Below are 15,467 nucleotides of genomic sequence, written 5' to 3' on the forward strand. Positions count from 1 at the left end.
GTTCAACAACGAACGAAGCCGGGTAACTTACAATTTAGAGATCGGTAGTCCTCTAGTTGCTTGTCGGCATCTGAGGAGATCCGGCAGCAGGAACATAGGCATCCAGCATCTGCTGTATTACTGAAACCTGAAGCTGCGGAACCTGGTAATAGGCATGTTTGTTCTGATAAAGAAACAACTCATAACCCATTTCAATAAATTGCTGCACCTGTGAAGCCAATACCCGGCGTAGTGCTGGGTTCGTCACTTCAGGTGATGACATGGCCAGCAAAGAGGCATGCGATTTGATTAGACCAAGCATATACCCGCTGACCCCTGCATCTTTTACACCTGTCAGTGACGTGTTAGGCTTCTTCGGCTGGGCAGGTTGGAGGCCGTAAACTGGCTGTGTCATATTCGGGATGAGATAGGTAGCCGTTTCCTGGCTCGGCTTTTGCCCTGTCTTAAAGCATTGGCAGGTCAAGTTGTACTGATCCAGCATGAAATTGTACTGCCGATCCAAGATGGACAGAAGCTCCTGATCCTGAACAAAAGTTCTGAATATCATGAACTGGTCCAGTACATTAATCTGGCAGGACAATACCTCGTGCACATCGAACATTTCGTGGGCGCCGTGACCTAGCTGCTGTCCACCCATCGTCATGCTTCCTAATTGTGGTTGCTGCTGCAAATTATATTCTCCTTTGTTCTTAGATGAGTACCCTCTATAATATGAAGGACAAGATAGCCAATTATGCATGCAGTTATATTTACATCCCTCCATATCTAAGTCACAGTGCCTCACTTACTGCAACCTTCTTATTTTGAATCCGAAGATTCCTTCTATGTGTCGTGAATAATCCGAAGTACCCTAGCGTTACGAGGATACAGATTATAACATCAACTACAATTAAGTTCTGATAATTCCCAAAATAATCGAAGGATAGACCTCCGATTAATACACCTACTATACCGCCGCCCTGGTGCATGAGAAGTAAAATACCTGTATGTTTTCCTTTACCGTTTGCAAACTCATTAATGACAAGCATTCCACCTGGTAATGCACTTAAGTAGGTAATTCCGAACGCTATAGCAAAAAGAATAGGTGAACTTCCCAAGTGCATAAAGAGGAAAGCAAAACCTATAATACGTATGCCATACAATAGAGACATCATCATTAATTTATTGTACCGGTCCAGAAAATAGCCGCAAATGAGTGCTCCCGTGATTTCCATAATACCAAGGATGCTCATAGATAAGGCGATCATGCTTGGTGATACATCTGCCAACTGATGTATGGCTACCAAATTCATCTCGACGGATCCCATATTGATACCGCAGGTGAACAGCGCAATCGCGACTACGACAAAGATAGGAAGAGAAATAAATTTCTTGGACGGTGGAGTTACTCTAGGTGATGTATCTTGACCTTTGACTTCTATTGAACGATCCGAAGGAGCTCTCTCCGTATTTTTCTGTTGTGAACTATTAATTCCTAACCAAATTACGGGAAGTGTTACACAAACACCTAGGATAAAAGAAGCCATAAAGGCGTTTTTCCAAGTCAGCCAGTCCATGGATACGAAAATGGGTGTAATAATCGCTAATCCTACAGAAGAGGCACTCGCCAGCAAGGCCATTGCTTTAGCCCGATGATGCCGAAACCATTCAAACATCAATATATAATTTGTCGTCGCCCCAATACCTGCCAAACCAGAAATAACACCGTATCCAATAAAAAAGACAATAGGATGGTGGCCTAACACGACAATACCAGTACCCAAAGTACTCATGATTGCACTTAACATTAGTATCTTCTTTGTGCCATAACGATCCACGAGCCAGCCCCCCAAAGGTGCGCATACGGCTGCGATGAATAAATTGGTGGACCATGCCATTGAGATGAATCCCCTGCTAATCTGTAAATCCGTCGATATTTGTACCTGAAAAAAAGACAAGCTGAAGCGGGTTAATGCACCAATAAATCCAATAACCCAGAGAGATCCTAATCCAATCCATGCATACCTGGATTCCTTAAACCATGTCGTTTCCATTATGGTTTCCACCCCTGTCTATTATAAAAGATACCGATTGGTATCTTTTATAATAGCATAGATGCTTTTTTTGCAACAGAATAATTTCATTTGATATACTACGTGTACATATACAATTAAGGACGGAGGATGACAATGGAAAAGGGTGAGAAGACTCGCAATTACATCATATCTAAAGCCGCTGAACTGTTTAACCAGAAAGGATATTCGGGCTCATCCTTATCTGATATAACTGAATTGACAGGCATTAAGAAAGGTGGCATTTATCGTCATTTTTCCAGTAAGGATGAGATTGCATATGAAGCCTTTAGCTATGCGGGTAGTATTGTGGGGGCCCAACTAGCTCATGCCATTAGTCAGCAAGAAACAGCCTCTGGCAAGCTATTAGCTTATTTACATGTATACGAGAAAGTAGTTGAAGCGCCACCCTTTATTGGGGGGTGCCCGCTCCTCAACACAGCTATTGAAAGCGACGACAGTCATCCAGGCTTACGTGAAAAAGCCCAGCAAGCCCTAATAGGCACACTGGAATTCAAAAAGAAAATCATTTCTGAAGGTGTACAAAGTGGTGAATTCAAAGCAGATCTCGACATTGAGGCACTAGCTACCTTCTCCCTTTCCATCATGGAGGGCGGCATCATGATGAGTAAGCTCGAGGGCAATAATCGGCATATACGGATGAATATCAAGAGCTTTGCTGCTTATTTAAAAAAAGAGTGCCTACGCGAACCTAGTTAGTTCACTCAAAACTTTTTAACATACAAATATTTTAAAATAAAAAGGAGCTTCGTCACTACTCACGAGGCTCCTTTAGCTTATTCTTTGTTCCTTAACTTTATTTATGTTCCAACCACTGACATTCTGTGATTTCTATTTCTGTAAATGTTGCTTTAAATGACGAATCCTCTGGGCTACAAGCATATAAACCAAAGTTGATATGCTCACTCCCTTCAAACAAATGAAAAATACGCATCTGCTTAAATGTAATCCCATCAAGAGAATTTTCAACACAGAAATCACTCTCACGCCGACTTAATCTGTAATACATTGTTTTTATTGTTGCATCGATATCTGTTGTTGCCCAATCCGAATATCCGTGATTCGTAACTACACTGCCCAATCTTTGATATTCTTCATTCTCATATTCAATCGATGCCTTGAACCAATTGTCACTGTCCTGATAAATAATGACTCCACACTGGTCAAATCTATGAGCGCTTTCAAAATCAGTTTTCACTATTAAAGAAAAGTATTTCTCGTCCGTCCTCATTAGCAGCGCAGGTGCATTATCATTTCTGAATCCATAATAGGTACGTTGCCAAAAATCAGTATTAGGCTCAGTTACAATTTCAATCTTCTCATCTGTAATAGAAAAAGTGCTTACTGGATACTGCCAAAAAAGATTTTCTTTTAAAAAGTTCATCTCACTGCTCCTTATCTAGGTCCCTCTTTACCCTTGAATGTCCCTCCTGGCATCTTGCTCGGCGAGAATCTCTTTGTCCTCGGCGTTATCTCTCGTCACTTTCTGAACGCCAACGGCGCTATAAGAAATCAACAGAATAACAGCTATATAATACCCCTTTACATTCAATTGAAATGGAGCATTGTACAGACCAATAAAGAACATTACATACCCAATAACCAAGCCTGCAAAAGCCATAATTGTGAAAGCCCCTGTATTTCTCATCCTGTGTTTCGGATTTTCCAGCTTAATTTCTTTATCCTCTGAATTGTCTCTAACGACCTTTTGCACAACGATACAGCTAATCGTAATTAACACCATGCAAAGCAAATAATACCCTTTCACGTTCAATTCCCAATCGTCGTTGTACACCCCCAAACAGAATAGAAAAAGACCTGCAGCTAATGCAAAATACGATACCCCTGTGAAAGCAGCTGTGTTCCGTTTACGATACCTCTGATTCATCCGACGATTCCTCTCCCAATACAGAATTGAATGGCGTTATATCCTTCTTCACTATACCGTGGAACATCGGTAAAATTCTACCATTAATTAGGTTGTTTTAGGAAAACGCAAAGAAGACGGACTCCGTCCCAGGCAATTTAGGACTAAAGCCGCCTCCCATGATTACTGCAACATTATGATTAGAAAAATGCTATTCCCTCTCCTGGTCCACCAATTGCTGCTGTGCGAGACGAATCATCTCGCGGACCATCGATCCACCAATTTTCCCGCCAATCTGACCCACTGATTCTGTACTCAAATGTCCATTTTCACCGTGCTCCAATGGGACACCAAGTTCTTTTGCCACTTCGTATTTCACATCATCAGGCCGCTCCGGATCTACATTATAACCCTCGCGCCGCATCACCTCGGCTTTAAACGTTTGCATTCCGCGGCTGACTCCCGGCACGGCATATTTCCTGTTTCTTCTGGACATCCCTTATCCCCTCCTAACATGTTTTAAGTAACATGCCCGGAAAACGAAACCACCACCCCTGTTGAATAGCTCCGATTATTTCCAAGCAGGGATAAGGGTCCAACTGCTGTCAGGGTGCTTCTCCTCTTGTTTCAACAAAAAGCGGAAGACCAACAGCCATCCCATGACTGTTGGGTCTTCCTTATCCTGTATCTTACTTATTCGCCAAGAAAGCATCGATTTGAGCTTGCAGTTCAGCTTGAATTTTATCAACACCAGCTGATTTTAGTTGTTTGTTCAGATCTGCAAGTCCTTTGTCGATATCTTTAATTACACCGTACTCAAGCGGAATGGCATAGCGGAGCATTACATTGCCCACATTGGCAATTTCAGTCTTCACTTTGCTATTGTCGAATACAAAGGTTTCAAGAGCATAGTGGTAGACGTTAGCTTCCCATCCCTTAGCCAGATCGTTAGCTTCTTGAGGGAATGCTTCATTGTCCAGGTTGAGTGGTGAGTTGAAGTTCCAATTAGAGAAGCCGGTAAAGTTCGGATTTTTGTCGAGTGCTTTATATTTGGTGTCGCCAACCGGTTCATAGTGTACGCCACTAATTCCGTACATCATCAGGTCGTGCAGTTCTTTATCATTCTGCATCAGATCGATCAGCATCAAGGAACGTTCCACATTTTTGGAAGTCGCATGAATCGACGTACCATTTTGTGTAGAAATCGCTACTGATTTTTTCTTACCTTGGTTGATATCGGCTAGTGCCACTTCATAAGGTGAATTTTCTTGACGCATCAAAGCCATGAGTGCTCCAAGTGTTCCGTTATTGTGCGTAATCGAAGCGGTTTTTCCTGCTTTAAAATCCGCCTGATGATCATTTTTGCTGTTTAGTACGTTTTTTGACCAGGCATTGTTATCAGCTAGATCTTTGTAATACACGAGCAAATCTTTGAACTCTTGTGTTTCATAGACGTTAAAGACTTTGCCTGTTTCATCCGTCAATTTGAAGGCAAACGGAAGGTCGAGATCAAACATATTCCATTCGCTTTGCTGCTTCAGTAATACACGGTCTAAGTTATGATACTTCCAGTCTCCCGTTTCCGGAGTGAAAGGTGTAATTCCTTTTTCTTTTTCAGCTATCGTCTTCAAATACGTAGCATACGTTTCCGGGCTGTTGATTTCAGGAAGATTATATTTCTTACGCAAATCTTCACGATACAGAATCAGCTTTTCAACAGACTCTCCTCTGTTTTGTGGAACCATGTACAGTTTGCCGTTTACTTTTGCCTGATCCCAGCTCACATCTGACATCACTGCCTTAGTTTGCGGCATGTATTTCGTAATCAGCTCATCGGTTAATTCTAGAAACCCGCCTTTCAGCGCCTGATCATTATAGCCAGCCCAGTTTGCTGAATAGATGAGATCGAAATCTTCATTCGCCGCCAGCTTCAATGGATATTTTTGTGCCCAGTCAGACCAATCCAAGAACTCGCCCTCAAGGGTCGCATTAATTTTTTCTTTCAGCTTTTTGTTAATCTCAGCAAAAACACTATCATAGTCTACCGGTTTAGGACCAACGAAGATCATTTTCAGCTTAACTTCTTTTGAGGTATCAATGGTGTTTGGGTCAGCTGCAGGCTCTGAGGTGTTGGTGGCGTCTGGTGTGTTCGTAGCATCACCTGCAACCTCTGTATTACTTGTAGCCTTTGCAGGCGTATTAGCGTTGTTATTGCCACCGCCGCATGCACTTAGAATCATTACGAAGGTTAAAACGAGCGCCAGCATGATCAATCTATTTTTCTTCAGCATCTCAAGCCTTCCCCCTTGTGTTTAATTATATTGATAAACCGGATATTCCCGGGTTCATCCTTTCACAGCGCCAATCGTTAAACCTTGAACAAAATATCTCTGAACGAATGGATAAGCGAGCAGGATCGGACCTGTGGCCACAACCGTCATTGCCATCTTCAAGCTCTCGCTCGGGATCGATGTGGTTACGACTGCTCCTGCACCCATCATGGCTTTTCGCATGCCGTCCATATTGCCTAGCATTTTGTACAAATAATATTGAAGCGGCATCAGTTTCTCATCAGAAATAAATAGAAGGGCATTGTACCAGTCGTTCCAATAAGCAAGGGCCAGGAACAAACCAATAGTAGCTAGCGCCGGCTTGGAAAGAGGCAGGATTAGACGGGCATAAATTTTAAAATCGCCTGCGCCGTCAATTTTGGCCGATTCCACAATCGCTTCCGGAATACTGCCCATAAAAGACTTCATAACAATGATGTAAAAGACATTGAGCATCATCGGAATCACTAAAGCCATGAGTGTATCCTTTATATGGAGATAGTTAACCATAAGCAGATACCACGGAACGAGACCACCGTTAAATAAAGTTGTAAAGAAGAAGAAGAACGAGAACTTATTACGCCATTTAAAATCTTTTCTGGAAAGCGCATAAGCCGTCATCGAAGTCAGAAACAAGCCAAACAGTGTGCCTATTATAGTAACGCCGATTGTCACCGTGTAAGCTTGAATCATCTGGTCGGGATATTTAAATAAAATCCTGTAGGCTTCCGTTGAGAAGGCAGTCGGTATAAATTGATAGCCATCCGTTAGAATTTTAGTTTCTTCCGTCAGCGATGAAGATACGACAAGTATAAACGGGAATATACATAAAATTGCGAGAAAGATTAGGGATACATAACCAATACCCGAGAATATTTTACGATCGAGCTGCTTCATATCGTTACCTCCATTATGAAAACTGTACCTCTGATGCGGTTAGAATAAGGCGCGGTCTTTATCGTATTTACGAACAGCATAGTTCACAGTCATGATCGTTGCGAAGCCAAGAACGGACTGGAAAACACCTGCCGCAGCCGACATGCCGATATCATTCGAAGTAATCAGCGATCTGAACACGAAAGTATCAATAACGTCTGTCGAAGAGAACAACAAACCGTTGTTGCCGATCATGTTATAGAACATTCCGAAATCACCGCGGAAAATATTCCCGACCGCCAGCAGCACCAAGATAATAATCGTCGGGTAAAGATTTGGAATCGTCACTTTCCGGATCCGCTGAAAAATGTTGGCACCATCGATTTCAGCCGCTTCGTACATTTCAGTATCTATGCCTGTAATCGCTGCCAAGTACATCACCGTTCCGTATCCAAGACCCTTCCAGGCGGAGACGATAACCAGGATATATGGCCAGTAGGCAGGCGTATTGTAAATATCAATAGGATCCAGCCCAAGTCCTCTAAGGAGAGCATTCACAGTACCGATATCATAATTGAGCAGGTTATAGGCGATTGCGCCGACAACAACCCATGAAATAAAGTAAGGAAGGAACAGCGCCGATTGCGTAATTTTGCGGAACCATTTGCCACCGACTTCAAACAACATAATCGCTGCAAAAATTTGCAAAGCGTTATTCACCACGATAAAGGCAATATTGTACAATGCAGTATTTCGTGTAACCCGCCAGGCATCCCCTGATTCAAAGAAAAAGCGGAAGTTGTCGAACCCGTTCCAGGCACTCCCAAAAATACCGCCCGCGTAATCATAATGCTTAAAGGCAATAATAATGCCTGCCATTGGGACATAGGCAAACAAAAGAAAAAAAGCAACCGCCGGAGCCAGCATCAGCAACAAAACCCTATAGTTTTTCAAATCGCTCCAAAATGTATGCCCTTTCATCTTTGCACCCCTTTCTTCTCTATAGCTCTCATTATAAAAGGATGGCGGCAGTAAGATAATTCAGCCAAACAACTAAACATAATACTAATTCAACGATTTGATAAGAAAAAAAGCCCCTGTCCATTTAGAACATGAGCCTCCTCAATAAGAAATCGATTCAGATTTTATTTTTCTTCCGGTACTCGCCGGGCGACATGCCCATGTATTGCTTGAACTGCCTGTTAAAATAAATAATGTTCTTATATCCGGCTTGTTCCGCAATCTCATATACTTTCTTCGTTGGATCTTCGAGCAGCTCGCATACCCGCTTCATACGTAATTCACTTAGAAAATCGCTAAATAAACTATTAGTTTCTACCTTGAACAAATGACCCAGATAGTTAGGCGTAAAATCAAAGTGAGCGGCGACTTCGTTTAACGTTATTTTTTGATCTAACCTTTCCTTCACATATTCCGTAATTTCATCGATTAACTTCCGCTTTTGTCTTTGGCGCTTCAAATAAAGCCGCTCCGACAATTCAAAGAACCTTCTTCTTAGCCACGAAAGGATATCATGCACTGTTTCGAACTGAAACAGCACAAAAGGATGATGAGAATCCCAGTTTAAAATCTCGTACAAATGCTCATTCATTTGCTGCAAATCGGCATGAAGCTTGGAGGTAATCCGGATTATGATATCGTAAATGTCGTTTTTCTGGGAGAGCGGGCTGTCTCCGGCAAATAACTGCAGCAAGCAATCGTCTATAGTGGTAAGGTCATATTCGAGCATAGCTTTAAGCATCCGATCAACAATTACCTCTAAATCCGAAGCGATTTTTTCCTTCGGGTGCCATTCCGAGGCATCTTGGATGAGCCTATTCTTACCTACGATCCACTTAATGCTTAAAGCGGCCTGAGCCTGTCTGTAGGAGTCATGAAGCTTGACCGGGTCGGTTGTGTACATTCCTCTTCCGATGGTAATCGAACAGGAAAACTCCTGATAGAATGCCCGAAGCAGCTCTTCCAGCAAAGCAATGAAATATTGCTCCTGAACCGCAGCGAGGATTACAAAGCGATAGTCATAGGCCGTAATCACCATGCCCAAATTTTGATCCTGGGCAAACTTACGAATGAACTGATTAGCGCTGCTGCTCCACGAGCTCCGCTCTTCTTCTGTCCAGGTTTGGATTCTCCGCGCCATGTCGTCGATCTCGATGATGGCAACTGCCGATGCACCTTGTAAGTATGGTGTGAGAACGTTATGAATGTGCATCTCCACCTGTCCCGGAGCAGCCTCGTTAAACCAACGCAGCAGCAGCTCCTGATTAACAAGCGTCAGCGTTTCCGACAAGGAAATATGCTGTTTACGCTCTTTCTCTATCTTGGTGCAGAGTTCGGTCAACGTCTCGTTCAGCTCGTCATCATCAACAGGCTTAAGCAAATAACTGTAGGCGTTCAATTGAATCGCTTCTTTGGCATAATTAAAATCCTGATGTCCACTAATAAAAAGAATATGAACTTCAGGGTTGATCTCCTTCGCTTTACGCACGAATTCCACGCCCGACATAATCGGCATACCGATATCAGAGAGAATGATATCAATAGGGTGCTGCTCCATTATTTTCAGAGCGGCAAACCCGCTCGTTGCCGTTCTCACGTTATGCAAAGGCAAACGATCACTGCCGGCCACACGCCGTCTGAGCCATTCCAAATCAATTACTTCATCATCCACCAGCAGAACATTGATCTCCATCGCCATACTTCTCATTCCCCCATAACTTCCCTAATTTCCGCATTATCCACCGGTAAGATGATTTGGACTGTCGTTCCCGCTCCAAAATAGCTGCCGATTTGAATGCCGAAATCGCTGCCGTATCTCAGTTTAATTCGTTCTTCCACATTTCTCAGACCGTAGCTGCCAGGTTGGTATGCGCTTGACCGCATATTTCGAAGTGTATCCGGTCGCATGCCGATCCCGTTATCAATGACCTTGAGTTCGATGCGGTCACCAAGCCGCTTTCCAGTAATACGAATCGCGATGGTCTCCCCGAACCAGGCGTGCTTGAATATATTCTCCACAAACGGCTGCAAAATCAGCTTGATAATAGGAATCTGTAAAATTTCCGGATCGACATCATAATAAACCTCAAAGGCATCCGCATATTTTACTCTCTGGATCTCCAGATACATCCTCACCTGCTCCAGCTCATTTTCAAGTGAAATATATACATGCCCATCATTCAACGTGAGTCGATAAAACTTAGACAGGCCATGTACCATCTGTGTAACCTTCTCTGTTTCCCCCAAATTGGCCAGACTGCCAATCGTGGACAATGTGTTGTACAGGAAATGGGGGCTGATCTGGGCTTGGAGCACATCCAGCTCTGCTTGCTTTTTCTGAATGCCCTGCACATAGACGTTCCGGATTAGCTCCTGAATGCTAGTCGCCATTTGATTAAAGCTATTCGCAATATAGACAAATTCATCGTTTCCCGGAAATCCGATTCTTTTATAGAAATTCCCCTCCTGAAACGACCGAACCAAATACACAATCCGCTTAATTTTTTTGCCAGATATACGTGCAACTAGAAAACCGATAATAGCCATCACCAAAAAACTAATGGAACAAACGGTACTAATCACCTTCCGCATTCTACTGGCGTCTTTGTTCAAATAAGAGTGGGGCACGCGTGCCTCAATGACATAGCTGGATACCGGAATATCTTCACTTATTATTAAGTAAGAGTCTTGCTTCGCAGCTTCATCGACAATACCTTGTTCATACATCGTCAACCCTGTCGCCCTATCCATCAGACGAAGATTAAGCCCCTGTTCAATTGGAAAAGTATCGAAACTGCCAAAAAGCTCGTCGATTCTCGCCGTAACACGAATGTACCCAATGATAGCCGGAGCTGCCTTGGAAGAAACGAGCTTGCGGAAATACGAAATATTGCCTAGTTCACGGTCGTTGTCCGCTTGAAGCCACAAGCTGTCCTCGTTATTTGCCATGATCGACTTAAACCAATCCGTATTCTCGATCACCTGATCAGAAAGGACATAATAATCACTTCTACCAATGGGCGTCAACATATCATCACCGGTAATTTCAAGCATCGTCTCATTAACGGTAAAAAGCGCAAGCCTCAGCTTGTTTCCATACAGTTGCAGAGGAGCCTTCATATAAGGAACAATATCGTCTCTCATTTTGAGCATGTTTTCCAAAGGATCTCCCCTGAACTGAAGGGCATTCTGAAAATTCGTATTTAGAAACAGCGAGTTGGTCATACGTTTAATTTCATCTGTCTGGTATTCGATGTTGCTTCTCGTCTGCTTCAAAGCCGTACGGACATTCGTTTCCGCCATTTCGGTCCTGGACTCGACGAGCATTGTATAGGCTATATAGCCAACCAGCATGTCTGTCAGCAATACTAGAATCAGATACGGAATCATCATCTTGTATGTGAACGGAATATATTTTTTACTAGGCAGTTTCCTCTCCATGCGCATGCTCCCTTATCTCCGTATCCATCATAACTACTATTTCCACCCATTCTACAACGAAAAGAAAGCGGTTACTATATCTTGTATTTGGAAGCTTATCTTTAGAGCAGCACTCTGTTCTCCAAAATGTTTTTCAAACTGATATGCGATTTGGAAGGTCCAAACTTTATAAGTTGATCTTGAAATTCAGCAAGCGCCTCAATCGATGAGGTCTGCACCTTAATAAGATAGTTATATTCTCCACTAATGCGGAACAAATCAGTAACCTCCATAGCATTGTTGCAAAAATCAGTGAGCTCTTGGCAATGTTCTGTTTTAATTAGAATAAAGGTAGTCGTACCCCGGTTCAGATCCCGTAAATTAAAAGCTGTGTGATACCCCGAAATGATGTTCCTTTCTTCTAGCTTAATAATTCTTTCTTTAACGGAAGGCTGTGACATCGAAACCTCTTTGCTGATTTGTGAAATGGGCATTCGGGCATTGTACTGCAGTAATTGCATAATTTTTTTATCAATCTCATCCATAAGATATTCCATAGTAAGCGCCTCCTCACCCAATTCTATATAATAAACCCATTCAACTAAAATACCTTATATTCATTAACCATGTCACTATAAAACACTTATCTTATATATGTATCTCCTATTTTAATCCAACTATAATAAATAGTACATTAGCGATAGGAGCGATTAAAGATGAGCGTAAAAGGTATTGCACATATAGCGATCCAAGCCAAGGATTATAGAGCAACCATTTCTTTTTATATTGACGTCTTAGGATTCAAGTTAGGTCATCACTGGAGCCTGCCAGCCTTTCAAATTAAAGAAGCATCGATGCTGATTTCGCCTGACCAAAAGACCTGCATTGAGATTTTTGATAATGATGCAGTGATCGCCGCTCAAGGGAAAAAAGCCTTATCTGAAGAAGAAGTAGCTCACGGAGCGTTATTACATTTCGCCTTCTATGTGGATAATGTGGATGAAATATATCAAAAAGCCCTTGCTCATGGAGCAAAGGCTTTTATAGCACCAGATTCTATTTCTCTTGGTGAACCGCCTCTTCTGATCAAGAACGCGATCGTTCACAGCCCCAATGGGGAAGTTATCGAATTTCTTGAAGAAGTGGATTTTGATATGTCTACTTACACTACCTCATACAAAGAGGTATCCAAGGCTTGAATAAAGTGTGACCAATCGCTTGTCGTGTACAGCAGAAGGCGATGCATCGCGCGAGTACAAGCCGTATAAAAGAGTTTACGTTCGCTCTCCCGATAATAAGTCTGCGTGGAAGCATCGTAGATTAGCACAGCGTCGAATTCTACCCCCTTAGCAAGATACGCAGGAATAACCAACGTTCCCTTCTCAAAGGTGAGCGTTTCCTTCGTAATAAGCCGCAGATTGTCGCAGCCCTGTGCAGCCAATGCTTCATAAGCCTCGCGACTTTCCGCAGCAGTCTTTGTAATAACGGCAATGGAATCGAGCCCTTCAGCCATAAGCGCCCCAAGATCCTCTTTTATTCGCGCCGCCCGCTGCACATCGTTGCCAACCTTCATTAGGCCCGGCTTCTCGCCACCTCTCTCAAAAGGTACGATCTCTTCATTGGGTAGAAGTTCCTTCGTAAACTCCACAATCTCGCGAGTGGAACGATAGCTTCGGATTAGACGAAACAGGTTCGTTTCTTCCTCACCATAAAGCCGAATCAAAGGAGAATTCACCTCCTGCAGATTGGTAGCTTGCGGGAATATCGCTTGGCCGAAATCGCCGAGCACCGTCATGCTGGCTCGAGGAAATAATTGTTTGAGGAATGCGTATTGGAACGGCGAATAGTCCTGTCCTTCATCAATAAATAAATGCCGTACCATTGTATTCGTGCGAGAACCCTCGATAAGCTCTTTTAAATACAGAAACGGAGTCTCATCTTCATAAAACAGTTCGGTATGGCTCAACTTTTCCTTCGTTCGCACACAGATTTCAGACCATTGATCAGGCACTTCGGTCTCACCCGTCATTTCCTGATAGATAGCAGCATCACTAAACAACTGATCGTATAATCCAATCGTATTTATGAACTTCAACCGTTTGGCATCCCGTCTTAGCGGTTTGAAGTGCTCCTTCACGATCATTCGACGCAGCAGTTCTTCTTCCTGCGAACTAAAGTCAAAGACATTCTCTTCCCCGTCCTTCTGAATACGAAAATCGCCATAGATTTCAAGATACTGCTCCGTAAAATCGAAGACAGCCTCTTCTCGCCGGTACTTCTTAAGCACCTCACTGTACGCTTCGGCATATTGATCGTTGTCGAGGTAATCGACCTCATCTTGAACCCAGGGTGCCTCCATTTCCTGACGTTCTAGCTTAGTCAACTCGCGCAGCAGCCATTCACGTAGTAAAGCGACGCGATTCGCCAATCGGATAGAGCTGTCGTAGCTGTAAAATTGCGATTTCATTTGCTCCGCAGTAATCAAATCGCGGTCCCGGAAACGGATACTGTGGAACAGCATTCCCTCTTTCCCTAGCCATTGTGCGTAGCTTTGGAGAGCATGCAGAAAGGCTTCAGAAGCCTTATATTGCATTCCTGTTAGCCGTGCTTCATATCCCTGCGAGGATTGTGATGATGTCAGTACATATTCAATCTGCTCGAAAGGGTCCTCTAGATGAACCGTGGATCCAAGCCAATAAGCAAGGTATTCCTGAAAGGTCGTTTGCTGCATATTCTCCTCGCCAAGCTCGGGGAGCACCGTCGATACATAACTATTAAACATCGGATTTGGCGAAAAAAGAACGATCTGATCCGCCTTGAGCCTATCGCGGTGTTTGTATAATAAATAGGCTACCCGTTGCAGCGCTGCGGACGTCTTTCCGCTGCCAGCCGCCCCCTGTACAATGAGCATACGGCTTTTATCATTGCGGATGATGGCGTTCTGTTCCTTCTGAATGGTCGCCACAATGCTCTTCATTTGTGAATCCGCGCCCTTGCCAAGCACCTGCTGAAGCAATTCGTCCCCGATCGTTAAGCTCGTATCGAACACGTTCTGGAGCTGGCCGTAACGGATCTGATATTGCCGCTTCAGCATCATCTCACCTGTAATCTGCCCACCCGGCGTTTCATAAGTGGATCTCCCCGGAGAATGGTCATAGTACATGCTTGCAATAGGCGTTCGCCAGTCATACACCAGAAAGTCCACTCCGTCTGCATCGACGAAAGAAGCCACTCCGATATAAATTTTCTCACTGGAGCTCAGGCCGTCTTCATGAAAATCCATTCGTCCAAAATAGGGAGAGGGCAAAAGCCGTTTCATATTATTAAAACGCTGGACCCGTTGCCGGTGACTGCGTTCTCGCTCGGACAACAACGCTTCTTGCTGCTTTATACTGTAGAAGGTCTCTTCGAAATCTTCATCTGTGCTGGTATTGACCGTGACTTCTTCCCAAAACCGCTTGCGAATGTCCACCACCTGATCACGTAACCCAGTTACTTCGGGTTCTAGTTCTGCGATTCTTAATCGCAGCTTTTCCGTAACCAAATCAAGCCGTTCTTGTTCTTGCTGCCAATCGTTTACGTCTACCATCTTCACGAACACGCTCCTTTTCATTCTTGTTATAAAGAAGCAAAAATTAAATTTGACAAACTGCTAATTCACATGGTATTATAATAGTGTAGATAAGATGTTATATTTATGTGTAAATAAGTGAAATTAACAGCAGTTCTATAATATTATCACGAACTTTCTTTGCATGCAAATTAATTATATGTAGAAGAACCGGCATAGTCTGTCGGTTCTTCTTTTTTTGTACCCTCAGCATGGCTGTACATAGCAAATAGACCGTCCTTCGGACGGTCTATTTGCTTACTCAAGTAAGC

Annotated in this window: 14 protein-coding genes and 1 pseudogene; 2 read left to right on the forward strand and 13 right to left on the reverse strand. The window is 43.3% G+C overall.

Features of this window, described 5'->3' with window-relative positions; translation table 11 throughout:
- Positions 1–52: 52 nt before the first annotated feature.
- Positions 53–643, reverse strand: coding sequence for a spore coat protein (locus tag NST74_RS29060; protein ID WP_341116018.1), 591 nt, complete (start codon positions 641–643; stop codon positions 53–55).
- Positions 644–770: 127 nt separating this feature from the next.
- Positions 771–2,033, reverse strand: a complete 1,263-nt coding sequence (locus tag NST74_RS29065; RefSeq protein WP_341115700.1) for an MFS transporter — start codon at positions 2,031–2,033, stop codon at positions 771–773.
- 129 nt (positions 2,034–2,162) lie between these two features.
- On the opposite strand from NST74_RS29065, the gene NST74_RS29070 reads away from it, so the two are divergent.
- Entirely contained in the window at positions 2,163–2,771 is a 609-nt protein-coding gene (locus NST74_RS29070; RefSeq protein WP_341115701.1) for a TetR/AcrR family transcriptional regulator, read from the forward strand.
- A 97-nt stretch (positions 2,772–2,868) separates the two neighbouring features.
- Here the strand turns inward: NST74_RS29070 and NST74_RS29075 are convergent, their stop codons facing one another.
- The 10 genes and pseudogenes from NST74_RS29075 to NST74_RS29120 all read right to left on the reverse strand — a co-directional run bounded on the left by NST74_RS29075 (position 2,869) and on the right by NST74_RS29120 (position 12,142).
- The gene (locus NST74_RS29075; RefSeq protein WP_341115702.1) at positions 2,869–3,456 is read right to left on the reverse strand and encodes a DUF1349 domain-containing protein; all 588 of its coding nucleotides are present in this window, start codon (positions 3,454–3,456) and stop codon (positions 2,869–2,871) included.
- A 27-nt stretch (positions 3,457–3,483) separates the two neighbouring features.
- Positions 3,484–3,720, reverse strand: coding sequence for a YiaA/YiaB family inner membrane protein (locus NST74_RS29080; RefSeq protein WP_306035596.1), 237 nt, complete (start codon positions 3,718–3,720; stop codon positions 3,484–3,486).
- A gap of 57 nt (positions 3,721–3,777) precedes the next feature.
- Positions 3,778–3,960: pseudogene (locus tag NST74_RS29085) on the reverse strand (YiaA/YiaB family inner membrane protein); the annotation flags it as partial.
- 190 nt (positions 3,961–4,150) lie between these two features.
- Positions 4,151–4,435, reverse strand: coding sequence for an alpha/beta-type small acid-soluble spore protein (locus NST74_RS29090; RefSeq protein ID WP_042131641.1), 285 nt, complete (start codon positions 4,433–4,435; stop codon positions 4,151–4,153).
- Between the two features lie 193 nt (positions 4,436–4,628).
- Positions 4,629–6,230, reverse strand: a complete 1,602-nt coding sequence (locus NST74_RS29095) for an ABC transporter substrate-binding protein (protein ID WP_341115703.1) — start codon at positions 6,228–6,230, stop codon at positions 4,629–4,631.
- A 54-nt stretch (positions 6,231–6,284) separates the two neighbouring features.
- The gene (locus NST74_RS29100) at positions 6,285–7,166 is read right to left on the reverse strand and encodes a carbohydrate ABC transporter permease (RefSeq protein WP_042131643.1); all 882 of its coding nucleotides are present in this window, start codon (positions 7,164–7,166) and stop codon (positions 6,285–6,287) included.
- 39 nt (positions 7,167–7,205) lie between these two features.
- A complete protein-coding gene (locus NST74_RS29105; RefSeq protein WP_042131644.1) occupies positions 7,206–8,126 on the reverse strand; it encodes an ABC transporter permease in 921 nt (306 codons plus the stop codon).
- A gap of 157 nt (positions 8,127–8,283) precedes the next feature.
- Positions 8,284–9,864, reverse strand: coding sequence for a response regulator (locus NST74_RS29110; protein ID WP_341115704.1), 1,581 nt, complete (start codon positions 9,862–9,864; stop codon positions 8,284–8,286).
- 5 nt (positions 9,865–9,869) lie between these two features.
- Positions 9,870–11,606 carry a sensor histidine kinase gene (locus tag NST74_RS29115; protein ID WP_341115705.1) on the reverse strand — a complete coding sequence of 579 codons (1,737 nt, stop codon included), beginning with the start codon at positions 11,604–11,606 and terminating at the stop codon, positions 9,870–9,872.
- A gap of 101 nt (positions 11,607–11,707) precedes the next feature.
- Positions 11,708–12,142 carry an Lrp/AsnC family transcriptional regulator gene (locus NST74_RS29120; RefSeq protein ID WP_341115706.1) on the reverse strand — a complete coding sequence of 145 codons (435 nt, stop codon included), beginning with the start codon at positions 12,140–12,142 and terminating at the stop codon, positions 11,708–11,710.
- Between the two features lie 159 nt (positions 12,143–12,301).
- On the opposite strand from NST74_RS29120, the gene NST74_RS29125 reads away from it, so the two are divergent.
- Positions 12,302–12,784, forward strand: a complete 483-nt coding sequence (locus tag NST74_RS29125) for a VOC family protein (RefSeq protein ID WP_341115707.1) — start codon at positions 12,302–12,304, stop codon at positions 12,782–12,784.
- Here the strand turns inward: NST74_RS29125 and helD are convergent.
- Positions 12,748–15,174, reverse strand: a complete 2,427-nt coding sequence (gene helD, locus NST74_RS29130) for an RNA polymerase recycling motor HelD (protein WP_341116019.1) — start codon at positions 15,172–15,174, stop codon at positions 12,748–12,750. The two genes, NST74_RS29125 and helD, sit on opposite strands and share 37 nt — an antisense overlap.
- Positions 15,175–15,467: the final 293 nt, after the last annotated feature.

It is taken from the genome of Paenibacillus sp. FSL F4-0125, from assembly GCF_038008565.1.
In the GTDB taxonomy this organism is placed as follows: domain Bacteria; phylum Bacillota; class Bacilli; order Paenibacillales; family Paenibacillaceae; genus Paenibacillus_AQ.